The organism is Nocardia sp. NPDC050717 (genome assembly GCF_040654275.1).
Taxonomy (GTDB): domain Bacteria; phylum Actinomycetota; class Actinomycetes; order Mycobacteriales; family Mycobacteriaceae; genus Nocardia.
Window position 1 is genome coordinate 230714 of record NZ_JBFAHR010000005.1, and the last position, 23984, is coordinate 254697.

The window sequence follows — 23984 nt, forward strand, 5'->3', positions numbered from 1 at the left end:
TCGAGGCACTCCCGCACCCTCGTGCGAGAGTGCCCCGAGGGCATGGGCTCGCGGGTGGCTCCTCGCGGCCGCGCTGATGCTGGTATGGGCGAGCGCCGGGACCGCGAACGCGGCCGCGCCGGTGACGCTCGGTGGTGGTTCGGGCATCGTCTTCGACGGTGGCGCGACATGCACACTCACCACGATCGGCTACGACGGCGCAGGTCAGCTCGTCGGCTTCACCGCGGCACACTGCGCGGAGGCCGGCACGGGAGTCGCGGCGGAGGCCGACCAGGAGGCCGGGAACGTCGGCACGGTCGCTTTCGTCAACAGCGATCTCGACTACGCCGTCATCGGGTTCGACGCGGGCCTGGTGCATCCGGTGAACCGGGTCGGTTCGACCTCGATCACCGGGATCGGGCTGCCCGCGCAGTTCCCGGTCGTCGCCTGCAAGGAGGGGCGGACGACGGGACAGACGTGCGGTCTGGTCTACGGCGACGTCTTCGGCGGTGCCACCTGGACGCTGACGCAGATCTGCGTGGCGGTCGGTGACTCCGGCGGCCCGGTCGTCGTCGGCTCGACGCTGGTGGCGATCGTCAACGGCTACCTCGCGGTGCCGTGCCTCGGCCCCCATGTGGGCGCCAATTTCACCAGAATTATGGATGACGTGAATGCGCGCGGCGGGCCGGGGGTGGGATTCCATCCGATTTGATCCGCCGAATTCACGGCGCGGAAACCGCAGTGGTCAACAACAAGCGAACCAATTCGGCCTGCCGATGCGTTTTCGTTTTCGCGAAGATGTGTTGCAGATGCGTGCGGGCCGTGAATACCGAGACCGAGAGCTGATCGGCGACGGCCGGTAATCCGTCGCCACGCAGCACGCCGAGGGCGACCAGTGTCTCCGCCTCGGTGAGGCCGTACAGGTCGTGCAAGGCCTCCGGCTGCGGCTCCGGATCGTGCTCGGGGTCGACGATCAGCAGCAGCGCCGCGCGATGCCACGGACTGTCGCCGGACAGCCCGTCCAGCGGCGAGACCCGCACGGCCAGCGGCCGCCTGCCCGAGGGCCGGGCGAGCGCGACATTGCCGCCGTCCTCCTCCGCCGCGGCCTGTTCGATCAACCGGCGCAATCGCCTGTGGACCGCGGCCGGGGTGGCGTGCAGGCGTCCGGCGGTGTCGACGGTCAGCCCGTTGCCGCTGTGGATGAGTCGTTCGGCCATGGAGTTGGCGAAGACCAGCGCCGCGTCGGCGGTGACGATCAGGACCCCGTAGTGCGCCTTCTCCAGGGTCGCGAGCGCGAAGGCACGCTCGCGGGACAGCTCGACCAGCCTCGACTGGGTCCGCAGCGCCCCGCGCAGGTGCGGCACGAGCGCGCGCAGCAGCGTGAGCTGCGCGGGATGACCGGCGATGGCGGCGTGATCGGGCATGGTGAGACAGATCCACGAGGACGGCTGTTCGTCGCTGAGCCGGGCCAGGAAACTGTTCGCCAGGCCGTCCGCCTCGGCGCCGAGCAACAGGTCGCTGGTGGTGGCCGTGCCGGGAGGGAGCCGGTGCAGGTGGTCGGCGACCAGGTCCAGCGGCGCGGGGAGTTCGGCCGCGCCGTTGCCCGCGGTGCGCACGGCCCACCTCCGGGTATCGGGGTCGGCGAGGACGAGGATGCCGTGCGCCGCGCCGAAGGTGTCGGTGATCTCCCGGATCACCGCGTCCCAGCGATCCGGGTCGCTCCCCGCGCCGTAGATCGCGGCGATCAAGTTCGAAAAACGTTGTAGCGCAATCGACATGATGGCCCTTCCGGCCACGGGCAGTCGGCGCGTCGCCCTCGTGCGGCGACGGCTGGACGTGCGGAACCCAACTCAGAATCCTAATCGATCTTCCGGTACGGCGGAATGGCCGAGGGCTGCTCCGGCTGCGCCCGCGAGCACCTCACCTGCTAACTTTGAACGTCGTTCAAGTCAGTGTGTAGAGGATGTCCGTCGTGCCCGAAGTCGAGAAGTCCCCCAAGCCCGCGGCCGGATTCGCCGCGCGTGAGTTGGCGCAGGTCGCGGTGTTCGCGGCCCTGATCGCCGCGCTGGGGCTGCCGGGCGCCGTCACGGTCGGGTTCAGCGGCGTGCCCATCACCCTGCAGACCCTCGGCGTGATCCTCACCGGCGCGATTCTCGGCCCGCGCAAGGGTGCCGCCGCGGTAGCCGTCTTCATCGCGCTGACGATGATCGGCCTGCCGCTGCTCTCCGGCGGGCGCACAGGGCTGACCGCGCTGGCCTCGCCGACCGCGGGCTATCTGATCGGCTGGATCCCCGCGACGCTGGTCATCGGGTGGCTGACCACGCTGATCCTGCCGAAATACCCGCTCGTGCCCGGCCTGCTGATCAACGCGCTCGGCGGGATCGTGGTCATCTACCTGTTCGGGACCGCGGGCCTGCTCGTCCGCACCGATCTGGGTGTGTGGGCGGCGATCTCGTCGAACTTCGCGTTCGTGCCCGGTGATCTGGCCAAGGTCGTCATCGCGACGGTCGTGGCCAAGGGCGTGCACCGCGCCTATCCCGGGCTGATCGCGCGGTGAGTGGGTTCGATGAGTGAGATCGTGCTGACGGGCGTCGGTCATCGCTTCGGTGAGCGCGTCGTGTTGCGCGAGATCGATCTGCGGATCACCGAACGCCGCGTCGGCCTGATCGGCGCCAACGGCTCGGGGAAGTCGACGCTGGCGCGCATGCTCAACGGCCTGCTGAAGCCCACCGAGGGCACCGTCACCGTCGACGGTGTCGACGCCGCGCGCAAGGGCGCGCAGGTGCGTCGCAAGGTGGGGTTCGTCTTCACCGATCCCGACACCCAGATCGTGATGCCGACCGTGGCCGAGGACCTCGCGTTCTCGCTGCGCCGCAGCGGGCTGGACCGGGCCGCTGTCGCGGAGCGGGTGGCGCGGATGCTGGAGCGGTTCGGGCTGTCCGCGCACGCCGATCATCCCGCGCACCTGCTCTCGGGCGGCCAGAAGCAGCTGCTCGCGATCGGCTCCGCGCTGATCCGCGAGCCAGAGGTGATCGTGGCCGACGAGCCGACCACGCTGCTCGATCTGCGCAACGCCCGGCGCGTGTCCGAGGCGCTGAACTCGCTGGACCAGCAGGTCGTGGTGGTGACCCACCAGCTGGCGCTGCTCGACGGCTTCGATCGGGTCGTGGTGCTGGACAACGGTTCCGTCGCCTTCGACGGCACCCCGGCGGACGCGGTCGGCGCCTACCGGGCCCTGGTCGAATGATCGGCCTCTACCACCCCGGCGACTCGCTGCTGCACCGCGCGCCCGCCGGGGTGAAGCTGGCGCTGCTGATCGTCGCCATCGTCGCGATGACGGTGTGGGTGCGCGGGCTGCCCGGTATGGCCTGCGTCGTGGTGGTCGTCGCGGGGCTGTTCGCACTGGCGCGCATTCCGTGGCGGGTGGCCGTGGCCCAGGTGCGCCCGGTGCTGTGGATGACGGCGATCATCGGCGTCTTCCAGCTGCTCACCACCACGCCCGTGCGGGCGGTGGTCGTCTGCGGCGTGCTGCTCGCCTCGGTCGCGCTGGCCGCGCTGGTGACGGTGACGACCCGGGTCACCGACCTCCTCGACGCCCTGCTGCGCGGGCTGGCCCCGCTGCGTCACGTCGGGGTGAATCCGGAACGCGTGGGTCTGCTGCTCGCGCTGGCCATCCGGTGTGTGCCCCTGCTCGCCCAGATCGTGCACGACGTGGCCGAGGCACGCCGGGCCCGCGGGGTCTCGTGGTCGGCGACGGCGCTGGTCACGCCGGTGCTGGTGCGCGCCTTGCGGACCGCCGACGCGATGGGCGAGGCGCTGGCCGCCCGCGGTGTCGACGACGACTGACCGCTACCGCTTGCCATTCCAAGACGACCGGTCGTATAGTTCCTCGCATGGCACGACCACGGCGCAGCGACGACACGCGAGCGCTCCTCATCGAGGAGGGCGCGATCGGGCTGCTGGCCAACGGCTATCACGGCACCGGCATCAAGCAGGTGCTCGACAAGGTCGGGGTGCCCAAGGGCTCGTTCTACAACTACTTCGACAGCAAGGAGAGTTTCGCGCGCGCGGTGATCGAGCATCATTCGCTGTGCGTGCAGCGCTCGCTCGCCGAGGCGTTCGCCGGCGCGCCCGACGCGCTCACCGGCCTGCGCCGCTTCTTCGCCGCGCTGACCGAGGATTTCGTCGCCGCCGATTACACCGGCGGCTGCCTGATCGGCAATCTCGGCGGCGAACTGGAGGGCAGTGAGCTGCTGCGTACCGCGCTGTCGAGTGCCTGGGCCCGCTGGCGCGACGGCGTCGCCGAGGCGCTGCGGACCGCGCAGGCCGAGGGCACGGTCCGTGCCGATATCGACCCGGTCGAGCTGGCCGACCTGCTGCTCGAATCCTGGGAGGGCGCGGTCATCCGGATGAAGATCGACCGCACCGTCGAACCGCTGGAGAAGTGTCTGCGGCGCCTGCTCGACGACTACTTCCGTCCCTGAGCCGGAACGCCCTCGTGCTCGGCTTCCCTCGTCCCGGTCGCCCGTTCCAAGACGACCGGTCGTATCAACTGTGAAAGGATCAGTCGAATGTCGACTCCGAAGACGGTCGTCGTGACCGGAGCATCCAGTGGGATCGGACGGGACGTCGCCCGCGCCTTCGTCGCCCGTGGCGACGCGGTCGTGCTCGGTGGGCGCGACGCGGCCAAGCTCGCCGAGGTGGCGGCCGACCTCGCCGCCCCGGACCGGGTGGCCACGGTGGTCGGTGATATCGGTTCGCCCGCAACGGGTTCGGCGTATGTGGCGGCCGCGCTCGACCGGTTCGGCCGGGTCGACGCGCTGATCAACAGCGCCGGGGTCTTCGGCGCGACCCCGTTCGTCGACGTCACCGAGGCCGAGCTCGACCGCTACCTGGGCGGCAACCTCAAGGGCACCTACTTCACCACCCAGGCGGTGGTGCGCCAGCTGCTGACCCAGGGTGCGGGCGGTAGCGTCGTCAACATCGGCACCGTCCTCATCGACCACGCGATGACCGGTCTGCCCGCCTCGGCCGCGCTGATCAGCAAGGGCGGCGTGCACGCGCTGACCACCAGCCTGGCCGCCGAACTCGCGCCCGCCCGGATCCGGGTGAACGCGGTCGCCCCCGGCATCATCCGCACCCCGCTGTTCGGGGACGGCGACGAACGCGCCGCCGCGGGCGCCGCGCTGCTCGGCCGGATCGGCGAGGTCGCCGACACCACCGCGGCCGTGCTGTATCTGACCGACGCCGAGTTCGTCACCGGCCACATTCTCCCCGTCGACGGCGGGTTCATCTCAGGTAGAGCGGCGTAGAAAGGACAACCACCATGCCGTACGTGAATATCAAGGTCACCGACGAAGGGGTCACCCCGGAGCAGAAGGGGCAGCTGATCAAGGGCGTCACCGATCTGCTGTTCGAGGTACTCGGCAAGGCGCCCGAGACCACCTATGTGGTGATCGACGAAGTGCCGCTGACGGATTGGGGAGTGGGTGGGATGAACGTCGCCGAGTATCGGGCGCGACGCCAGGCCGAGTGAGCCGCGCCGAGCCGGGTGCGGGGACGACCTGCGCCCGGCTCGGGTCGTGTCAGGCCGGGCCGTCGAAGGGCACCGAGGCGTCGAGGGCGAACCAGCCCATCGGGAAGCGCTTGCCCCTGGCGAGGAAGTAGCTCGGTCCCAGCCACAGATCCGGTTCGATCTCGCGCAGTTCGTCGTAGATCCGCCGGGCAGGCCTGCGCGAACCGGCGCGTGGGTCGTCGTAGTCGAACAGCACGGCCGGACGCCCGTCGATCACCGAATCGCCCACGGTCGCCACGAAATTCAGCGCCCGCATGCCGCCGAGGAGGCGGAAGGCGTTGTGGCCGAGCGCTATCCCACCAGCCACGTGACGAAACGATTTCGCCACCCAGAAGTACGACGGCCGGGACATCACCGGCCCGAGCACCCGCTCACCCGATCCGGGAAACGATCGCATCGTCACATCGCCGTCCAGCCGGGCGAAGTCGCGCGCCGTCACGTCGGGCGCGGAGGCGAACAGTCCGCCGAACTCGGCGAGACCGGCCCGCGACAGCGCGTCCAAGCGGGGGCGGTGGCCCGATGGGGCGCGGACCGGCATCAGGCCGTCGGCGGACAACGGTGTCGGCGTCATGGGCGGACTCGATTCTGTCGATGCTGTGCATGTTGCATAGTGCCAACGTTCGCCGCCGATGGCACCGGAATCGCCGGACCGGACTCCGCGGCCGAAGCCGCGGGCCTGCGCCGTGCTGCTCGGCTGACCGGACGACGAAGGCGGTGACCCGGATGCCGGGTCACCGCCTTCGGTGGCTGTCGCCGGAGCGAGCTCAGGCGCGCAGGGAGTACGGCTCGATCGCGCCGCGCTCGAGCGCGCGGGCGTCGATGGTCTCGGCCCGGTAGGGCAGCAGTGCCAGCCGGTCGGCCATGCCGCGCACCGGGTTCTCGATCTTCTCGTTCAGGCCGAACAGGAAGGTCCACTCGTGCTCGTCGCTGCCGTAGGGCACCACGGTGGCGAACTGCTCGGTGAACCGGCCCCACGACCGCTTGAGCGTCTCGTTGCGCCACATCGTCGCGCAGCCGGCCTGGGCCGTCAGCACGCCGCCGGGCGCCAGCAGTGCCTTACATCGGGACAGGAACTCCGACTCGTAGAGGCGGTTGTGCTGGGCGTCCTCGACGCGCTCGTCCGGCAGATCGATGACGATCACGTCGTAGCGGGTGCCCGCCTCCTGCGCCTTGGCCAGGAAGTCCCAGCCGTCGGCGTAGTGCACGTGGATCGGGCCCTCGCCCGCCACGGCCGCGGCCAGCTCCTCGCTGGTGTAGCCGTAGGGCAGGTGCCGCGCGCACAGCTCGACCTCGCGCTGGTCGATGTCGACGTGATCGACCAGGGTCGCGCCCGCCGCCACCGACATCTGCGAGGCCACACCCTCGCCGGAACCGATGATCAGCACCCGGTCCAGCTTCTCGGCCAGCACGAACGCCGGGACCATCATGGCCTCGTGGTAGGTGAGCTGGGAGAACTCGGTGGACTGGCGATCGTCGTCGGAGAACAGGGAGATGCCCTGATCGGTCCGCGCGATCACCATGTGCTGGAAGGGGGTGTGGGTGTCGACTATCACCTCGTGCAGATCCCAGATCCGGGTCAGGCCGTCGCCCACCGGTTCGTAGATCTTCTCGGCGCCGTGGCCGCGCTGGACGACCTGCATCCGAACATCCTTGGGAGACAACTTGTCTCGCAGGAGTTCGACCGCCTTCGTCGCACCGGCGCCGATGCTGCCGCAGGTGAAGACGTCGACGAAGATGTCGCCGGACTCCGGATAGGTGTGAATCGAGGCGTGGGACTCCGACAACAGGGCGAGGACGGTCACCCCCTGCGGTTCGAACTTCTTGTGAACGACATCGCAGATGGTGACGCCCGCCGCGATCAGAGACTCACGCAACGCCGATTCGAGTCGTTCGAGATCGTCACACAGGTCTGTGTCGACACCACCGAACTCGGCCAGCACATGCCAGCCGGTGAATTCCGCCGTCATGGGCAAACTCACTCTCGCTCAGCGCCCGAGACATGAACGGTCAAGGGCGGAAAACCATTGAAGGACACCGACGAATAACTCGCGGTATAGGCGCCGGTGTCGAGGATCTGGATCTGATCACCGGCTCGCAACGTGGTCGGCAGAAGGACCTTCGTGCGTTGATACAGTACATCGTCGCCGTCGCAGGTCGGACCCGCGACCACCGCCTCGGCCACCGGATCGCCGTCGCGATCGGTGACGAAACGGTAGGCGATGTACTCGTTCTCGGTCTCGGCCATGCCGTTGTAGCGGCCGATGTCGAGATACACCCAGCGCCGGCCGTCCGGCGCGACACGCACCCCGACGACCTCGGCGTGAATCGTGCCCGCGTTGCCCACCAGCGCACGGCCCGGCTCGACGACCAGGCCGGTGGACTCGGGCAGGAACTCCGCGGCGGCCGCGGTCATCGCGGCGGCGATCGCGTCGAGTTCGGGCGCCGCGTCGACGTAGGAGATCGGCAGACCGCCGCCCACATTGACCGCGGTGACGTGAATGTCCTTGTCCGCCAAGGCCGTCACGATCTCTCCCGCCTGCCGGATACCGATCCGCCATGCGGTGGGGTCCAGCTGCTGGGAGCCGACGTGGAAGTACGGGCCGCCGACGACCAGGCCCAGATCGCGGGCGCGCACCAGTAGCCGCAGCGCCTCGTCCGGCGCGCAGCCGAACTTGGTGCCGAACGGGGTCCGCGACTCCGGCGCCGAGGACAGGAACCGGCACTCGACCTCCGACCCGGGCGCGTGCTCGGCGATGCGCAGCAGGTCGTCCTCGGTGTCGAAGGCGTAGCGGCGCACGCCGAGGGCGAAGGCGCGCGCGGTATGGGCGCTCTTCTTGATCGGATTGCCGTAGCACAGCTTCGCCGGGGCGATGCCGAGGCGCAGCGCCTGGTCGATCTCGCCGATGCTGGCCACATCGAACTCCGCGCCCTCGGCGTCGAGCAGGGTGAGCAGCTCGTCGACCGGCGCCGCCTTCACCGCGTACCTGATCCGGGTGCCCTGGCTGCGTCGTGCCGACACGGCGGCGGCGAGGGCTCGGTAATTGGCACGTACCCGCTCGGGGTAGATGACAAGGTACGGGGATTCGGGCATAGTTGAACTTTCGGTCGGCGGCCGGGAGAGAGTATCAGCGGCGCCTACCCAACAACGAATCCGTCAAACATTCGTCATAGTCACCCCGCCGTGACTGTGACCTCGTCGAACACCACCTCGCCCGCGGCATCGGACTCCTCGAGATCCACGATCGCCGTCAGCGCCCAGCCGTGGTCGCCCGCCGGGTCGTCGAGCACCTGCCGGACGTGCCAGAACCCGGGCCGCTTCTCCACCTGGAACAGCTGCGGACCGCGCGCGTCGGGGCCGGTGCCGATCGCGGTGTACTCCGCGAAGTAGGGCGCCAGCTCCTCGGCCCAGTCGGGGCCGGTGCCGAGGTCGTCGAGTTCGTCCCAGCGCTGCCTGGCCGCCAGTTCGACCCGGCGGAACATCGCGTTGCGCACCATCACCTTGAAGGCGCGCTCATTGGCCGAGATGGGCCGCACCGACTCCGCGCCGAAGGCGATCTGCTCGGCGTCGTTCTCCGCGCCGGGGTTGGTCAGCTGTTCCCATTCGTCGAGCAGGCTCGAGTCCACCTGGCGGATCAGCTCGCCCAGCCACTCGGTGAGGTCGTCGAGTTCCTCGGTGCGCGCCGCGTCGGGCACCGTGCGGCGCAGCGCCCGGTAGGCGTCGGCCAGGTACCGCAGCACCACGCCCTCCGAGCGGGCCAGCTCGTAGAAGGAGATCAGCTCGGCGAAGGTCATGGCGCGCTCGATCATGTCGCGCACCACCGACTTCGGCGACGGGGCGAACTCCGAGACCCACGGATGCCCGGCCCGGTAGGTCTCGAACGCGGGCTCGATCAGCTCGGCCAGCGGCTTGGGCCAGGTGACCTCTTCCAGGAGCTCCATCCGCTCCTCGTATTCGATGCCGTCGGCCTTCATCTCGGCGACGGCGGCGCCACGTGCCTTGTGCTGCTGGGCCATCAGCAGCTGGCGCGGGTCCTCGAGGGTCGCCTCGATCAGCGACACGACATCGAGGGTGTAGGTGGGGCTTTCGCGGTCGAGCAGCTCGAAGGCGGCCAGCGCGAACGGTGACAGCGGCTGGTCGAGCGCGAAATCGCGTTGCAGGTCGACGGTCAGCCGGGCCATCCGGCCCTTGGCGTCGGGTTCGGTGAGCTGTTGCACCACACCGGCATCGCGCAGCGCGCGGTAGAGCCGGATCGCGCGCAGGATGTGCTTGCGCTGGGCGGCGCGCGGCTCGTGATTGTCCTCGAGCAGGTGCCGCATCGCGTGGAAACAGTTGCCGGGGCGGGCGATCACGTTGAGCAGCATCGCGTTGGTCACCGAGAACCGCGAGACCATCGGCTCCGGCTGGGCCGCCACGAGCCGGTCGAAGGTCTCCTCGCTCCAGGACACGAAGCCCTCGGGCGGCTTGCGGCGCTGCACCTTTCGCTGTTTCTTAGGATCGTCGCCCGCCTTCGCGATCAGGCGCGCGTTCTCCACCTCGTGCTCGGGCGCCTGCACCACGACGGTGCCCATGGTGTCGAAGCCCGCGCGGCCCGCCCGGCCCGCGATCTGATGGAACTCACGCGCCTTGAGCCTGCGGGTGCGCACCCCGTCGTACTTGGTGAGCCCGGTCAGCAGCACCGTCCGGATCGGCACGTTGATGCCGACGCCGAGGGTGTCGGTGCCGCACACCACCTTCAGCAGCCCGTCCTGGGCCAGCTTCTCCACCAGCCTGCGGTACTTGGGCAGCATGCCCGCGTGGTGCACGCCGATACCGTGCCGGATCAGCCGCGACAGCGTCTTGCCGAAGCCGGAGGCGAACCGGAACTCGCCGATCGCGGCGGCGATCGCGTCCTTCTCGGCGCGGCTGGCGAAGTTCACGCTCGTCAGCGCCTGCGCGCGTTCGAGCGCGGCGGCCTGGGTGAAATGCACGACATAGACCGGCGCCTGGTGGGTGGTCACCAGTTCCTCGATGGTCTCGGTGATCGGGGTGCGCACGTAGGAGAAGGTCAGCGGGACCGGGCGCTCACTGCCCGCGACGACGGCGGTGGGCCGGCCGGTGCGGCGTTCGAGGTCGGTGGCGAAGAAGTCGACCTCGCCCAGCGTCGCCGACATCAGCAGGAACTGCGCGCGCGGCAGCTCGACGATCGGCACCTGCCAGGCCCAGCCGCGATCGGGATCGGCGTAGAAGTGGAACTCGTCCATCACCACCTGACCGACCTCGGCGTCGGCGCCCTCGCGCAGCGCCATGTTCGCCAGGATCTCGGCGGTGGCGCAGATGATCGGGGCGTCGGCGTTGACCGCCGCGTCACCGGTGACCATGCCGACGTTCTCGGCGCCGAACACCTCGCACAGCGCGAAGAACTTCTCGCTCACCAGCGCCTTGATCGGCGCGGTGTAGTAGCTGCGCTGACCGTTGGTCATCGCGAACAGATGCGCGCCGACCGCGACGAGCGACTTGCCCGACCCGGTCGGCGTCGCCAGGATGACGTTGGACCCCGAGGCCAGCTCCATCAGCGCCTCGTCCTGCGCCGGATACAGGGGAGTGCCCTGCTCGGCGGCCCACGCCGCGAACGACTCGTAGAGCGCGTCGGCGTCGGTCCCTGGTATCTCGAGCAGGTCGGTCAGATCCACTCCGACCACCCTAGTGGGTCGGTGGTTCAGTCCTCGCCGTCGGCGGAGGTGTCGCCGTAACCGCCCTGTTCGGCCAGGAAACGCTCGAATTCGGCGCCGAGCTCCTCCCCGCTGGGCAGCTCACCGTCGCCGGCGAGCAGGCTGGACTGGCGCTCCTGGGCGGTGACGAAGCTGTCGTACTGGCGTTCCAGCGCCGTGACGACCGTCTCGACCTCCTCGTTGCCCGCGATGTGCTCGGCCACCTGCTCGCGCACCCGCGCCGCCGCCTCACCCAGCGCCGCGAGCGGCAGCTCGAGGCCCGCGTTGTCGGCGACGTTCTCCAGCAGCGTCTGGGCCGCCTCGGGGTAATCGGTCTGGGCCAGGTAGTGCGGCACGTGCACGGAGAACCCGAGCGACTCGTGACCGTGCTGTGCCATCCGGAACTCGAGCAGCGAGGACGCGCTGCCCGGCACCTGCAGTTCGCCCGGCCAGCGCTGGTGCTCGCCGATCAGCGTCCGATCCGAGGAATGCGCGGTGACGCCGAGCGGACGGGTGTGCGGGATCGCCATCGGGATCGCCGAAAGCCCGATCGTGCGGCGCACACCGAGCTGCTCGGCCAGCAACCGCACCGCGGTGGTGAACTTCTCCCAGCGCAGATCCGGTTCCAGGCCCGCCAGCAGCAGGAACGGCGTGCCCGCGGTGTCGCGCAGCGCCCACAGGTTCAGCTCCGGCTCGGCGTAATCGGAGAAGTGATCGGTCTTGAACGTCATCAGCGGGCGGCGCGAGCGGTAGTCGAGCAGCTCGTCGACGTCGAAGGAGGCGACGAGTTCGGATTCCAGGCTCTCGCGCAGATGCGTGGTGGCCAGGCGCACGGCGTGCCCGGCGTCGGTGAAGCCCTCCAGCCCGTGCACCAGCACGGGGCCTGCGCCGTCGTCCGCCGACAGCTGCGGTGCCGGGAACTCCAGCTCGTACATGTGCGACTGATCGTCCATCGCGTACTCCTTCCTGCGCGGTCCACCAACGCTCGCGGCGGGGGAAGCGGCCTCCATTGTCCCCCACGCGAGCAGACGCCACGCACACGGCCGGAGGACGGCTCGTCCTGCTACACAACAGCTCCGCCCGCCCCGGCATTCCCGCGCGGCGTGGCGGTCCCGCCCGCCCCCGCTCCGGTGCGGCACAGTGGGTGGGGTGAACGTGGCGGAATCGGCACCGCCCGGGGCCACTGCCCGGGCGCTCGTCGGCGTGATGGCGCTGTCGGTCCTGGCGCTGACCGGCTGTGGGGAGCGGATCAGCGGGACGCCGGTGGCCCAGAGCGCGACGGTCGTGCGGCACGTCGACGGCGCGCTGGCCGATCTGCTGCCCACTCCGCAGCGCTTCCCCGCCCGGTATCCGGCGGTCGTGCTGCCCCCGCAGGCGGCGGCCGCGGCGGCGGGGGATCTGGACGGGGTCGGGGCGGGCGCCACCGTCGAGCCGGCGAACTGCACGCCGCCCGACGCCGACGCCGACGGCGAACCGGCTTCGGTCGCCGTCGGCAACGACGACGCGCACCGGGCCACCCTGACCGTCGAACTGGCCAGGACCAGCGAGCAGCTCGCCCGGCTGCGCGACCGGCTCGCCGGCTGTGAGCGGATCAGGGTCGATCGCGCGGGCGCCGCCGCCACGGTCACGACCGCCGTCGACACCGCGGTCCCGGTCGGTGCCGACGACGCGATCTCGTTGCGGCGCACCGTGACTCCCGACATCGGCGGCGCCGGGCTGACCCAGACGATGCAGACCTCGATCGGCCAGATCGGAGACGTGCGGATCACGGTGACGTCGATGACCTTCGGCGCCGGTGAGCCCGACCGGGCCGCGGTCGACGAGCTGTTCGCGACGGCGGTGCGCGGGGTTCGCGGCGGCTGAGGCGCTTACCACGCGGCGGTGACATCTTCGCCGCGGCCGCCGCGCCGCGACCGGCATCGCTCCACAGGTCGCGCGGTGTCAACAGGGCGGTGAAAAGCCCAGGTCGCCGCTGCGGCGCGGGCACAGCCGCCGGGCACCGTGGAGCCATGACGCCTTCGACGAACTCGCCCCGCCGCACCCACCGCACCGGTCTGTTCCCCCGCGCGCTCGCCTGCGCCGAAGCCACCCCCGCCTACCCGGCCGAGCGGCCGCGGCGACCGCTGCGGGTGGACGATCCCGGCGAGCTCATCGCCGCCCTGCCCGCGATGCTCGGGTTCGTCCCCGAACGCTCCCTGGTGGTCGCGGTGCTGCACGAACCGGGCCGCACCGGCGCGGCAGCGATCGAGGCGATCGTGCGGTTCGATTTGGACGGGGTCGGCGATCCGCGGCGCGTCGAGCAGTTCACGGCGTGCGTCGGGTCGATCTGTGTGCGCGAGCGGGCGAACACCGTGCTCGCGATGTTCATCGACGAGCGCGTCGAGGCCAGGGCGGTCCAGGCCCTGCGCGCCGCGTCCCTGCTCGAGGCGTTCGGTGGCGCGGGGATCGCGGTGCGCGGCGCGTGGACGGTGCCCGGGATCGTGGCGGGCGCGCGGTTCCACAGCCTCTTCGACCGGACGGCGGGCGGAGTGGTGGGTGATCCGGCGGCGTCGCCGGTCGCGCTGTCCCATGTGCTCGACGGCAGGCAGATCCGGCGGTCCCGCGGTGAGCTGACGGCGCTCGTCGTGCCCGACCCCGCGCTGTCCGCACAGGTCCGCACCTCGCTGCGCCCGGCGGTGACCCGGTATCGCCGGGGACTGGCGGCCGCCGAACGGGCCGGACGCGGCCCGGTGTTCCGGCGGCGCGCCCTGGAGTGGGTGCTGTGGCAGATCGCCGACACCGAATCCGGCGTGCCGCGCGCCGCTCGCGAACTGGCGCGGCTGGCCGCGACCCTGCGCGACCGCCCGATCCGCGACGCCATGTACGGCCTGGCGCTGGGCGATCACGCCGAGGCCGCCGAACAGCTGTGGGCCCAGCTCGCCCGCGCGACGCAGGGCGGCGACCGCGCCGAGGCCGCGGCCCTGCTGGGATTCAGCGCCTACGTCCGCGGGGACGGCCCGTTCGCCGGGATCGCCCTCGCCGCCGGCATCGAAGCCGACGCCGAGCACGCGATGGCGATGCTGCTGGAGACCTCGCTGCAGAGCGGGCTGCGCCCGGAACGGTTGCACACCCTGGCGCTGTGCGGCCGCCAGGTGGCGGCCGATCTCGGCGTCGACCTGGGCCCGATCGACCTGTGAGACAGTCGATCCGGGCCGCGGGTCAGCGGGCGCTGTGCGCCTTGTCGCCCAGGGAACGCAGGAATTCCCAGGCGTCGGTGACGATCTCGTCCAGGTCGTTGTGCTCGGGGCGCCAGCCCAGTTCGCCGATCGCGCGCTCGCTCGAGGCGATGAGCACGGCCGGATCGCCCGCGCGGCGCGGCGCGTCGATCGCCTCGATCGGCAGCCCGGTGACGCGCTCGCAGGCCGAGATGACCTCGCGCACCGAGAAACCCGTGCCCGAACCCAGATTGAGGATCCGGTGGGTGCCTGGCTGCGCCGACGACAGCGCCAGCAGGTGTGCCTGCGCCAGATCGCGGATGTGGATGTAGTCACGCACGCACGTACCGTCCGGCGTCGGCCAGTCGGTGCCGTACACGGAGATGGCCTTGCGGTGGCCCAGCGCCACCTGCAACACGAGGGGGATCAGATGCGTTTCCACCACGCGGTTCTCGCCGAGACCGGCGTAGGCGCCCGCCACGTTGAAATAGCGCAGGCTCGTCGCGGCCAGGCCGTGCGCGACCGCGTAGGAGGTGATCGCATGGTCGATCGCCAGCTTGCTCGCGCCGTAGGGGTTGGTGGGGCGGGTGGGGGAGTCCTCGGTGATCGGCACCTGCTCGGGCTCGCCGTAGACGGCCGCGGTGGAGGAGAAGACCAGTCGCGGTGTCCCGGTCTCGCGGATCGCCTCGAGCAGGGTGAGGGTCTTCACCACATTGCCGTGCCAGTACTTCTCCGGCTTCTCCACCGACTCGCCCACCAGCGATTGCGCCGCGAAATGCAGGACGCCGTCGAAGGATTCGGCCCGCAGCAGGGCCGGGGCCGCCTCGGCGATGTCGCCGTCGACGAAGCGCGCGCCCGCCGGGACGCCGTCGGCGTTACCGGTGGAGAGGTCGTCGACGACGACCACCTCGTGACCCTGTTCGAGCAGGACGGCGGCGCACACGCCACCCACGTATCCGGCGCCGCCGGTGACCAGAAGTTTCACGACTCAGACCAGCCTCACCTGGACGGCGTGCGCCATCTCCTCGGACAGTTCGAAACCGCCGGCGTGCCCCGGCACCGTGATGAGCACCGCACCCGGCTTGGTCTCCACGCTGACGCGCGCGTCGGGCACCACACCGGCCTCACGCAGCCGTCCGATGACCTCCGGATCGGTCTGGATGTGCTCGGCGAGCCGGCGCACCACCACGGCGTGCAGTGTGCCGTTGGGCAGATCGGAGAGCCGGACGAGCTTCTCCTCGGCGGCGGGGACCTCGCCGAGACCGAGTTCGTCCAGGCCGGGGATGGGGTTGCCGTAGGGCGAGGTGGTCGGGTGGTTGAGCACCTCGATCAGGCGCCGCTCCACCTCCTCGCTCATCACGTGCTCCCAGCGACACGCCTCGGCGTGCACGTTCTGCCAGTCGAGGCCGATGATGTCGACGAGCAAGCGCTCGGCGAGCCGGTGCTTGCGCATGACCGCGACCGCCATCGCGCGGCCCTTGTCGGTCAGCTCGAGGTGGCGGTCGCCGGCGACGAGGAGCAAGCCGTCGCGTTCCATCCGGGCGACCGTCTGGCTCACGGTCGGACCACTCTGCTCGAGCCGCTCGGCGATGCGCGCCCGCAGCGGCACCACGCCCTCTTCCTCGAGGTCGTAGATGGTACGGAGATACATCTCCGTGGTGTCGACCAGATCCTTCACCTGTTACCCCTTCGTCGGCACGATTCTACCCACGCGCGAACGCCGGTCCGCCCGTCGGACCAGCGGCCCTATTTCTACTGCATGTCAACGCCACACGGGGCCCGCTGCTTCCGGCTAGCGTGGCGACCATGGTCACGCCGCCGCGCAGCACTGAGCCGGGCACCGTCGTGTGGACCGAGCGATTCCTCGGTTACACCTGGACGCCGGAGCATCCGATGAAACCGGCGCGCTTGAAGTTCACCATGTCGCTGGCCGAAAGTCTGGGCGTGCTCGACGGTGTCGAGCGGCTCTCACCCGACGCGGCCACCGAGACCGACCTGCTGCGCGTGCACAGCGGGGCCTACATCGAGGCGGTGCGACGCGCGGGCGAGGGCCCGCCGACGCCGGAGGACGCCGGGTACGGCCTGGGGACGGCCGACAACCCGGTCTTCCCGCACATGCACGAGGCGGCCTCGGTCATCGTGGGGGGAACGCTGGCCGCCGCGCGCGAGATCGCCGCGGGACGCACCAGGCGGGCGGTGAGCATCGGCGGCGGGATGCACCACGCCATGCCCGATTCGGCGGCGGGGTTCTGCGTGTACAACGACGCCGCGATCGCGATCTCCTGGCTGCTCGACAACGGCTTCGACCGCATCGCCTATCTCGACGTCGACGTCCACCACGGCGACGGCGTGCAGCGCGCCTTCTACGCCGATCCGCGCGTGCTCACCGTCTCGCTGCACCAGCATCCGGCGACCCTGTGGCCCAACACCGGCTGGCCGACCGAGACCGGGCACGGCGCCGCCGAGGGCACCTCTATCAACCTGCCGCTGCTGCCCGGCACCCGGGATGCGCAGTGGCTGCGGGCTTTCCACGCCGTGGTGCCCGGCGCGGTGGCGGCGTTCCGGCCGCAGATCATCGTCAGCCAGTGCGGGGTGGACACCCATCGCGAAGACCCCCTCGCCGATCTGGAACTCACGGTCGACGGCCAGCGCGCGGCGTTCCTGGCCATGCGCGATCTCGCCGACCGCCATGCCGAGGGCCGGTGGCTGGCCGTCGGCGGCGGCGGATACGGCGTGGTGCGGGTGGTGCCCCGCGCCTGGACCCACCTGCTCGCGGCGGCACTGGACCGCCCACTGCCGCCCGAGACGCCGGTACCCGCCGACTGGATCGACCAGGTGCGCGCCGCGGCCCCGCGCGTGCAGCCGCCGGCCAGCATGAGCGACGGTGGTGACACCGCCTACCGGCCGTGGGACGGTCCCGGCGGCACACCCGAGATCGGCGACGCAGGCCAGATCCGCGCCCAGCGCGCGGTCGACACCGCCATCACGGCCACCCGGCGGGCGAGTTTCGGCCTGCTCGGCCTCGACCCGGAGGATCCTCGTGACTGAGCCGCTGCTGCCCGACACCCCCGACACCCCGGCGAATCCGCCCGCGCCGCCGCAGCATTGGAACGCCGATGTGCTCGCCGCCGACGGCGGCGTGGTGCGGGTGCGCCCGATCATGCCCACCGACGACGCCGCGCTGGCGACCTTCCACACCGGGCTCTCCGATCGCACGCGGTATCTGCGCTATTTCGGTCCGTACCCACGCATCTCGGCCAAGGACATGTACCGCACGACCCATGTCGACTACCACGACCGGGTCGGGCTGGTCGCGCTGCTCGGTGACGCGATCATCGGGGTGGCCCGGTACGAGCTGCTGGATCGGGCGGGCCCACGCGCCGCCGAGGTGGCCTTCGTCGTCGCCGACGAGCACCAGGGACGGGGGCTGGGCTCGGTACTGCTCGAGCACCTCGCCGGGGCCGCGGCCGAGAACGAGGTGGTGGCGTTCGTCGCCGAGGTGCTCGCCGAGAACGAGGCGATGGTGACGGTGTTCCGGGAAGCGGGCTATCAGCTCCAGCGCAGCCGCGACGGCGCCGAGGTCCACCTGGAATTCGCCATCGACCCCACCGAAGCGCTGCGCACGGTGCGGGATTCGCGGGAAGCGGCCTCGGAGGCGCGCAGTGTCGGCAATCTGCTGGCGCCCGGCTCGGTGGCGGTGATCGGCGCGTCCCCGGAGCGGACCAGGGTGGGCGGGGCCGTGCTGGCGAACCTGCTCGCCGGCGGCTTCAGCGGACCGGTGTTCCCGGTCAACCCGCATCGGCGCTCGGTCCGCGGGGTGCGCGCCTACGCGACCGTGCGCGAGATCCCCGACGAGGTGGACCTGGCGGTCGTGGCCGTGCCGCCCGCGGCGATCGGCTCGGTGCTCGACGACTGTATGGCCAAGGGCGTCAAGGGCCTGGTGGTGCTGACCGCGGGCTTCGGCGAGACCGGACCGGCGGGCTTGGCCGCCGAGCACGACCTCGTCGTCGCCGCGCGCGGACACGGCATGCGCGTGGTCGGGCCGAGTGCGCTCGGCATCGCCAACACCGACCCGGCCGTCGGCCTGAACGCCACGCTGGCGCCCGTGCTCCCCGAGCGCGGCCGGATCGGCTTCTTCTGCCAGTCCGGACCGCTGGGCGCGGCGATCCTCGGCGAGGCCGCCGCCCGCAATCTCGGCCTGTCGACCTTCGTCTCGGCGGGCAATCGCGCCGACGTCTCCGGCAACGATCTGCTGCAGTTCTGGGACACCGCCGCCGACACCGAAGTGATCCTGCTCTACCTGGAGAGCTTCGGTAATCCGCGCAAGTTCTCCCGGCTGGCCCGGCGGGTGGCGCGCGGCAAGCCGATCGTGGCGGTGAGCAGCGGCAGGCTCGCGGCCGGGACCGACATGGACCGCACCGTGGTGCGCGACCTGTTCACCCAGGCCGGGGTGATCCAGGTCGACTCCATCTCCGAACTGTTCGACTGCGCCGCGCTGCTGGCCTGTCAGCCGCTGCCGCGCGGACCCCGGGTCGCGGTGGTCGGCAACAGCGCCGCGCTGAACTGGCTCGCCATCGATGCCGCGCAGAGCGAGGGTCTGCTGGTGCACCGGCCCGTGACCGCCGTCGACCGCGGCCCCGGCGCGCGCCCGACCGAGCGCGGCCCGCTCGGCGCCACGGTGGGTGGCCCGGTGGACCTGGGACCGGAGGCCACCCCGGCCGACTACCGCGAGGCCGTGCTGGCCGCGTTGCGCAGCGACGAGGTGGACGCGGTGATCGTCGTCGTCGCCCCACCGGTGCCGGTCCCGATGGGCGGCTTCGCCGACGCGCTGCGGGCGGCCGCGGCGGCCGCGCCCGATCGCGGCAAGCCCGTGCTCACCACCTTCGTCGCCGAAGCGGGCATTCCGAAGCTGCTGGCGGTGCGCTCCACCGGCGCCGCGCCTGCCCGGGGGTCGATCCCGTCCTATCCGGATCCCGAACGCGCGGCCAGGGCGCTGGCGAGGGTCGAGCGATACGGGCGCTGGCGCGACCGGCCGGTCTCGCCGGTGGTCCGGCCGCCCGGCATCGACACCGCGGCCGCCGCGGCACTGGTGCAGGGCTGGCTGGCCGAGTCCGGTGGCCGGTGGCTCACCGACGAGGAGGCGGTGCGACTGCTCGGGTGCTACGGCATCGAGGTGGTGGAGTTCCGTGCCGTGCGCGACGCGGAGCAGGCGGTGGCGGCCGCGGCGGAACTCGGCTATCCGGTCGCGGCGAAGGCCACCGGCGAGCTGTGGCGGCGCCGTCCCGACCTGATCGGGGTGCGGCTGGACCTGTGGGGGCCCGACGCGGTCCGCCAGGCCTACACCGATCTGGTGGCGATCTGCGGTGATCCGTTGTTGCATGTGCAGAAGATGGCGACCAAGGGCGTGGGCTGTGTGCTGCGGGTGACCGACGATCCCTCGTTCGGATCGGTGATCGAGTTCGGCCTGTCGGGCCTGATCATCGACCTGCTGGGCGACCGCGCCTACCGGGCGCTGCCGCTGACCGAGGCGGAGGCGACCGCCCTGATCGACGCGCCGCGCGCCGCACCGCTGCTCTCGGGCGGACCGGCGGGACCGGCCGTCGACAAGGCGGCGCTGGCCGAACTGGCGCAACGCATTTCGGCGCTGTTCGACGATCTTCCGGAGATGCGCGAACTCTCGTGTGATCCGGTGCTCGCCGCGCCGTCCTCGGCGGAGATCATCTACGCCCGTGCCCGGATCGGCCCGGAACCGAGCCGGTTCGACACCGGTCCCCGCCGGCTGGCGTGATCAGGCCGGACGGACGAACAACGCCGACCGGCTCGCGACCCCGGAGGGGAGGGGTCGCGGACACCGGTCGGCGTTTCGGAAGACGACCCCCGTACAAGGGCCGTCGGGTCTGGGGTCAGCTGGCGTAGGCGCGCAGCCGATCGGCGCGCTCACCCTTGCGCAGCTTGGACATGACCTCGCGCTCGATCTGGCGGACCCGCTCGCGGGACAGGCCGAACAGCTTGCCGATCTGGTCGAGGGTGCGCGGCTGGCCGTCGTCGAGGCCGAAGCGCAGGCGGATGACCTGCTGCTCGCGCTCGTCGAGGGTGGCCAGGACGCTGCGCACGTCGTGGTGCAGCAGCCCGGCGATCACGGCGCTCTCGGCGGAGGTGGCCTCGGAGTCCTCGATGAAGTCGCCCAGCGGGGCTTCCTCGTCGTTGCCGACGGGCATGTCCAGGCTCACCGGATCGCGGCTGTGATCGAGCAGATCGGCGATCTTCTCGACCGGGATGCCCGACTCGGCGGCGAGTTCGGCGTCGGTGGCCTCGCGGCCGAGCTGCTGGTGCAGTTCACGCTTGATCCTGGCGAGCTTGTTGACCTGCTCGACCAGGTGCACGGGCAGCCGGATGGTGCGGCTCTGGTCGGCCATACCGCGGGTGATGGCCTGGCGGATCCACCAGGTGGCATAGGTGGAGAACTTGAAGCCCTTGGCGTAATCGAACTTCTCCATCGCTCGGATGAGTCCGAGGTTGCCCTCCTGGATCAGATCGAGCAACGGCATGCCGCGGCCGGTGTAGCGCTTCGCCAGCGACACGACCAGGCGCAGGTTGGCCTCGAGCAGATGCGAGCGGGCCGATTGCCCCTCGCGGACCAGAATCGCCAGGTCACGCTTGCGGGTCGCGGATAACCGCTTGCCGGTCTCGAGCAGGTGCTGGGCATACAGGCCCGCCTCGATACGCTTGGCCAGTTCGACCTCGTCGGCCGCCGTGAGCAGTGCCGTGCGGCCGATTCCGTTCAGGTACACGCGTACCAGGTCGGCGGCCGGGCTCTGGGCGTCGATATCGGACTCGCTGGGGCGCACACGAGTAGTGGCGGGGCTTGTCATGACTTGCCTCCTGTCGGTGGTGTCTCACTCCGATCAACGGACCCGACTTAGAGAAAGTTCCCGATCCGATCGGCGATAAACCGCTCTGAGCTGCGGGTTCCCACCTCGACGGCTGAGAAGTTCCTGAGAAGCTCGCGGTATCGGAACCGGCCACCACCGACGTGGTGGCTCAGACGGGTCGCACCAGTCCGTGGCGGACCAACCCGGCCACCACGCCCAGCGCCTCGGCGGCGAATTCGGGGGTGACCTGCTCCGCACCGTCGGCGAGGGCCAGCAGTTCGAGCAGTTCGTACAACGGCAGACCATCCGGTCGCATTCCCGCGACCAGGGCTGCCGTGGCGTCGTCGACCTCGTGCTGCCAGCGGGGTCCGTCGCCGCGATGCAGCCGCGTCACCCGCTCGTCCCAGCCGTTCTCGCCGGGCAGGTAGATCCGTTCCAGCGCGGTGGCCGGGCTCGGCGCGAACCGGGAACTCCAGGCGAGGGTCTCGTCGTCGGCGACGGCGCGCAGCCAGGCCGAGCGGGCGAAATAGGGTGCCACCTCGCCGCCGAGCGGGTCGTCGAAGCCGTGCGTGAGGTCCTCGGCCATCAGCTCCGTGGGCCCGTCGATGGCGTGCAGGTAGACGAACCCGAAGCCGATGCCCTCGACGTCGGCGGCCTCGAAGGCCGCCAGCCACTGGTCGGCGCGTTCCTGAGCCGCCGGATCGCGGGGATCGAGGCCGGCGTCGCGCAGCCAGGTGCCGACATAGAGGGCGGGATCGGCGACATCGCGCTGCACGACCCAGGCGTCGACGCCGTGGGCGGGCAGCCACGAGGACACCCGCTGTCGCCAGTCCTGCCCGTCGAGGTGCACCCACGCCGCGAGCATGGCCGCGGTGCCGCCGGGTGCGAGCAGGTCCGGCGCCTGCCCGACGACCAGCTCGCTGGCGCCGTCGAGGGCGAGCCCGGAGTCGCGATAGGTGTGCTCGATCCGGGCGGGTCCGACCACGAACGGCGGATTGGCCACGATCTGATCGAACCGGCGGCCCGCCACCGGCTCGAACCAGGAGCCTTCGAGCAGCTCGATGTCGAGCTCGTTGAGCGCGGCGGTGGCCTCGGCCAGCCACAGCGCCCGCGCGTTGACGTCGGTCGCGGTGACGCGCCCCGCGTAGCCCGCCGCGTGCACGGCCTGCACGCCGCAGCCGGTGCCGAGGTCGAGCACCGTGCCGACGGGTTCGGTCGGGGTGGCCCGCAGCAGCGACAGCGACGCGTGGCCGACGCCGAGCACGTGGTCCTCGGTGAGGGTGCGCCTGCGCATCGAGTCGTCGAGGTCGGACAGGATCCAGCGGGTGCCCGTCCCGGTGTCGAGCGGACGCAGATCCAGTGCGGCCCTGATCTCGTCGCCGTCGCGCGCCAGCAGACCGGCCGCGACCGCGTCGTCGATCCGCACCGGCGCCAGCGCCGCCGCCACCGCGCGTTCGGGCAGCGCGTCGCCGAGCAGCAGCAACCGGACCAGGGTGCCCAGCTCGCCTGCCGCGCGGGCCGCCCTGCGCGCCGGTACCGGCTCCGAGCGGCCCAGGGCGGCGTGCGCGTCGGCGCCGAGCGCGTCCAGCAGGGTGTCGGCGTCGTAGCCGACCCGGGTCAGCGCGGTGCGCAGGTCCGGGCACAGTGCGGTGAGCAGGGAACCGGTGGTGGTGGGCTTCGTAGGCACCCGATCACTCTGCCAGGGCGGGTCGGGCCCGGAACGACCAGCTCGGGACTGTGTGTCGCGGGCCCCAGGTGCCGGCACGCAGGGAGTGGACGACCGGCACTGTGTGCCGCCGGGGCCAGGTGGGCGACGGGTCGGCACGACCGGGCGTGTGCGGCGACACGGCCGGGATGCGCCGCCGACACGATCCAGCCGCGTGACCGGCGACCGGGCGGGTCAGGGCTTCGGAGCGAGGAGTCCGGTGTGGGGATCGCGGGCGGTGACGCAGTAGAGGCTGTCGCCGGGGTCGCGCAGGACGATCCAGTGCTGTTCGGTGGTGACGCGGGTGGCGCCGAGGGATTCGTGCCAGGCGGCGGTGGCGGCGATGTCGGTGGAGGCCAGGTCGACGTGCGCGCTCGCGGGGCGGGGCTCGTCGAGCCGTTGCAGCAGGAACTGGAGGGGTTCGCCGTCGCCGCGGAGGCGGGCGAACTCGGGGCGCCGGGTCTGCAGCGTCGCCCAGCCGGTGATGGCCCGCCAGAACGCCATGTCGACACCCAGGTCCGCGGCGGACAGGTCGAGGCAGATCTGGTCGAGGCGGGTGCGGGTCCCGTCGGGCGCGGTGTGCACGGTGACCGGATCGCCGCTGTCGCGCCGGGACGGAGTGAAGCAGAAGGTCTGCCCGGCGGGCGTTTCCAGCACCGTGTAGTCCGGCGCCGTGGTACGGACACGGCCGCCGAGCGCGGTGGCGCCGATGACGGCGGCGGAGACGTCGTCGACATCGAGGTCGAGATGGATGCCGCCGCGGTCCCCGACGGCCTGCATCTTCACCCAGGCCGGGCCGGAAGCGGGCTGCAGCGTGACGAATTCGCTGTGCTCTCCGCGCGGCGGCGACACCGTCGAGCCGGTCACGGTCGCCCAGAATCGCACGCTGTCGTCGAACAGGTCGGCGGGCCGATCCAGGAAAGCCCACATCCAGCGAATCATCTTGCCTCCCATCGGCGGGACGAGTCGGT

22 protein-coding genes are annotated in these 23984 nt (G+C 71.2%); 11 read left to right on the top strand and 11 right to left on the bottom strand.

Annotated elements, in window-relative coordinates:
• Positions 1-76: 76 nt before the first annotated feature.
• Positions 77-691, top strand: coding sequence for a serine protease (locus AB0H56_RS13610; RefSeq protein WP_357161764.1), 615 nt, complete (start codon positions 77-79; stop codon positions 689-691).
• A gap of 10 nt (positions 692-701) precedes the next feature.
• On the opposite strand, the gene AB0H56_RS13615 is transcribed toward AB0H56_RS13610, so the two are convergent.
• The gene (locus tag AB0H56_RS13615; RefSeq protein WP_357161767.1) at positions 702-1727 is read right to left on the bottom strand and encodes a LuxR family transcriptional regulator; all 1026 of its coding nucleotides are present in this window, start codon (positions 1725-1727) and stop codon (positions 702-704) included.
• 215 nt (positions 1728-1942) lie between these two features.
• On the opposite strand from AB0H56_RS13615, the gene AB0H56_RS13620 reads away from it, so the two are divergent.
• The 6 genes from AB0H56_RS13620 (at position 1943) to AB0H56_RS13645 (ending at position 5515) form a co-directional block, all read left to right on the top strand.
• Positions 1943-2536 (top strand): biotin transporter BioY, encoded by a 594-nt coding sequence (locus AB0H56_RS13620; RefSeq protein ID WP_357161770.1) that lies wholly within the window; start codon positions 1943-1945, stop codon positions 2534-2536.
• Positions 2537-2545: 9 nt separating this feature from the next.
• The gene (locus AB0H56_RS13625; RefSeq protein ID WP_357161773.1) at positions 2546-3226 is read left to right on the top strand and encodes an ABC transporter ATP-binding protein; all 681 of its coding nucleotides are present in this window, start codon (positions 2546-2548) and stop codon (positions 3224-3226) included.
• Positions 3223-3825 (top strand): energy-coupling factor transporter transmembrane protein EcfT, encoded by a 603-nt coding sequence (locus AB0H56_RS13630; RefSeq protein WP_357161776.1) that lies wholly within the window; start codon positions 3223-3225, stop codon positions 3823-3825. The genes AB0H56_RS13625 and AB0H56_RS13630 overlap by 4 nt, the downstream gene beginning before the upstream one ends.
• A gap of 47 nt (positions 3826-3872) precedes the next feature.
• On the top strand, positions 3873-4463 hold the full coding sequence (locus tag AB0H56_RS13635) for a TetR family transcriptional regulator C-terminal domain-containing protein (protein WP_357161779.1): 591 nt from the start codon (positions 3873-3875) through the stop codon (positions 4461-4463).
• Between the two features lie 87 nt (positions 4464-4550).
• Entirely contained in the window at positions 4551-5291 is a 741-nt protein-coding gene (locus AB0H56_RS13640) for an SDR family NAD(P)-dependent oxidoreductase (protein WP_357161782.1), read from the top strand.
• Between the two features lie 14 nt (positions 5292-5305).
• A complete protein-coding gene (locus AB0H56_RS13645) occupies positions 5306-5515 on the top strand; it encodes a 4-oxalocrotonate tautomerase family protein (RefSeq protein WP_357161785.1) in 210 nt (69 codons plus the stop codon).
• Positions 5516-5564: 49 nt separating this feature from the next.
• Here AB0H56_RS13645 and AB0H56_RS13650 read toward each other — a convergent pair whose 3' ends face one another.
• From AB0H56_RS13650 to AB0H56_RS13670, 5 genes are all read right to left on the bottom strand, one after another.
• On the bottom strand, positions 5565-6125 hold the full coding sequence (locus AB0H56_RS13650) for a hypothetical protein (protein ID WP_357161788.1): 561 nt from the start codon (positions 6123-6125) through the stop codon (positions 5565-5567).
• Between the two features lie 193 nt (positions 6126-6318).
• Positions 6319-7521: an adenosylmethionine decarboxylase gene (speD, locus tag AB0H56_RS13655; RefSeq protein WP_357161791.1), complete on the bottom strand. Its 1203-nt coding sequence runs from the start codon at positions 7519-7521 to the stop codon at positions 6319-6321.
• Between the two features lie 8 nt (positions 7522-7529).
• The gene (locus tag AB0H56_RS13660; protein WP_357161794.1) at positions 7530-8645 is read right to left on the bottom strand and encodes a type III PLP-dependent enzyme; all 1116 of its coding nucleotides are present in this window, start codon (positions 8643-8645) and stop codon (positions 7530-7532) included.
• An 80-nt stretch (positions 8646-8725) separates the two neighbouring features.
• Positions 8726-11224, bottom strand: a complete 2499-nt coding sequence (locus AB0H56_RS13665; RefSeq protein WP_357161797.1) for a DUF3516 domain-containing protein — start codon at positions 11222-11224, stop codon at positions 8726-8728.
• A 26-nt stretch (positions 11225-11250) separates the two neighbouring features.
• A complete protein-coding gene (locus AB0H56_RS13670) occupies positions 11251-12195 on the bottom strand; it encodes a PAC2 family protein (protein ID WP_357161800.1) in 945 nt (314 codons plus the stop codon).
• A gap of 196 nt (positions 12196-12391) precedes the next feature.
• Here AB0H56_RS13670 and AB0H56_RS13675 point away from each other — a divergent pair, with 196 nt between their 5' ends.
• Both AB0H56_RS13675 and AB0H56_RS13680 read left to right on the top strand, forming a co-directional pair.
• Positions 12392-13105, top strand: coding sequence for a sensor domain-containing protein (locus AB0H56_RS13675; protein WP_357161803.1), 714 nt, complete (start codon positions 12392-12394; stop codon positions 13103-13105).
• Positions 13106-13251: 146 nt separating this feature from the next.
• Positions 13252-14418, top strand: coding sequence for a DUF4192 domain-containing protein (locus AB0H56_RS13680; protein WP_357161806.1), 1167 nt, complete (start codon positions 13252-13254; stop codon positions 14416-14418).
• 22 nt (positions 14419-14440) lie between these two features.
• On the opposite strand, the gene galE is transcribed toward AB0H56_RS13680, so the two are convergent.
• Positions 14441-15421, bottom strand: coding sequence for a UDP-glucose 4-epimerase GalE (galE, locus tag AB0H56_RS13685; RefSeq protein WP_357161809.1), 981 nt, complete (start codon positions 15419-15421; stop codon positions 14441-14443).
• Positions 15422-15424: 3 nt separating this feature from the next.
• On the bottom strand, positions 15425-16114 hold the full coding sequence (locus AB0H56_RS13690; RefSeq protein ID WP_110035711.1) for a metal-dependent transcriptional regulator: 690 nt from the start codon (positions 16112-16114) through the stop codon (positions 15425-15427).
• A gap of 128 nt (positions 16115-16242) precedes the next feature.
• Between AB0H56_RS13690 and AB0H56_RS13695 the strand changes: the two genes are divergently transcribed.
• Positions 16243-17484 (top strand): acetoin utilization protein AcuC, encoded by a 1242-nt coding sequence (locus AB0H56_RS13695; RefSeq protein ID WP_357161812.1) that lies wholly within the window; start codon positions 16243-16245, stop codon positions 17482-17484.
• Positions 17477-20224, top strand: coding sequence for a GNAT family N-acetyltransferase (locus AB0H56_RS13700; RefSeq protein WP_357161815.1), 2748 nt, complete (start codon positions 17477-17479; stop codon positions 20222-20224). The genes AB0H56_RS13695 and AB0H56_RS13700 overlap by 8 nt, the downstream gene beginning before the upstream one ends.
• Before the next feature lie 115 nt (positions 20225-20339).
• Here the strand turns inward: AB0H56_RS13700 and AB0H56_RS13705 are convergent, their stop codons facing one another.
• The 3 genes from AB0H56_RS13705 to AB0H56_RS13715 form a co-directional block, all read right to left on the bottom strand.
• Positions 20340-21308 carry a sigma-70 family RNA polymerase sigma factor gene (locus AB0H56_RS13705; RefSeq protein WP_110035709.1) on the bottom strand — a complete coding sequence of 323 codons (969 nt, stop codon included), beginning with the start codon at positions 21306-21308 and terminating at the stop codon, positions 20340-20342.
• Positions 21309-21477: 169 nt separating this feature from the next.
• Complete coding sequence (locus AB0H56_RS13710) at positions 21478-22995, bottom strand: methyltransferase (protein ID WP_357161818.1); 1518 nt, start codon at positions 22993-22995, stop codon at positions 21478-21480.
• Positions 22996-23208: 213 nt separating this feature from the next.
• Complete coding sequence (locus AB0H56_RS13715; RefSeq protein ID WP_357161821.1) at positions 23209-23955, bottom strand: VOC family protein; 747 nt, start codon at positions 23953-23955, stop codon at positions 23209-23211.
• Between the last annotated feature and the right edge of the window lie 29 nt (positions 23956-23984).

Excerpts from the sequence above, each read along its gene's own strand:
- AB0H56_RS13625 (WP_357161773.1), top strand. The coding sequence starts at position 2,546 with ATGAGTGAGATCGTGCTGACGGGCGTCGGTCATCGCTTCGGTGAGCGC.
- AB0H56_RS13715 (WP_357161821.1), bottom strand. The coding sequence starts at position 23,955 with ATGATTCGCTGGATGTGGGCTTTCCTGGATCGGCCCGCCGACCTGTTC.
- AB0H56_RS13680 (WP_357161806.1), top strand. The coding sequence starts at position 13,252 with ATGACGCCTTCGACGAACTCGCCCCGCCGCACCCACCGCACCGGTCTG.
- AB0H56_RS13660 (WP_357161794.1), bottom strand. The coding sequence starts at position 8,645 with ATGCCCGAATCCCCGTACCTTGTCATCTACCCCGAGCGGGTACGTGCC.
- AB0H56_RS13645 (WP_357161785.1), top strand. The coding sequence starts at position 5,306 with ATGCCGTACGTGAATATCAAGGTCACCGACGAAGGGGTCACCCCGGAG.
- AB0H56_RS13650 (WP_357161788.1), bottom strand. The coding sequence starts at position 6,125 with ATGACGCCGACACCGTTGTCCGCCGACGGCCTGATGCCGGTCCGCGCC.
- AB0H56_RS13695 (WP_357161812.1), top strand. The coding sequence starts at position 16,243 with ATGGTCACGCCGCCGCGCAGCACTGAGCCGGGCACCGTCGTGTGGACC.
- speD (WP_357161791.1), bottom strand. The coding sequence starts at position 7,521 with ATGACGGCGGAATTCACCGGCTGGCATGTGCTGGCCGAGTTCGGTGGT.
- AB0H56_RS13670 (WP_357161800.1), bottom strand. The coding sequence starts at position 12,195 with ATGGACGATCAGTCGCACATGTACGAGCTGGAGTTCCCGGCACCGCAG.
- AB0H56_RS13635 (WP_357161779.1), top strand. The coding sequence starts at position 3,873 with ATGGCACGACCACGGCGCAGCGACGACACGCGAGCGCTCCTCATCGAG.
- AB0H56_RS13620 (WP_357161770.1), top strand. The coding sequence starts at position 1,943 with ATGTCCGTCGTGCCCGAAGTCGAGAAGTCCCCCAAGCCCGCGGCCGGA.
- AB0H56_RS13705 (WP_110035709.1), bottom strand. The coding sequence starts at position 21,308 with ATGACAAGCCCCGCCACTACTCGTGTGCGCCCCAGCGAGTCCGATATC.
- AB0H56_RS13640 (WP_357161782.1), top strand. The coding sequence starts at position 4,551 with ATGTCGACTCCGAAGACGGTCGTCGTGACCGGAGCATCCAGTGGGATC.
- AB0H56_RS13610 (WP_357161764.1), top strand. The coding sequence starts at position 77 with ATGCTGGTATGGGCGAGCGCCGGGACCGCGAACGCGGCCGCGCCGGTG.
- AB0H56_RS13630 (WP_357161776.1), top strand. The coding sequence starts at position 3,223 with ATGATCGGCCTCTACCACCCCGGCGACTCGCTGCTGCACCGCGCGCCC.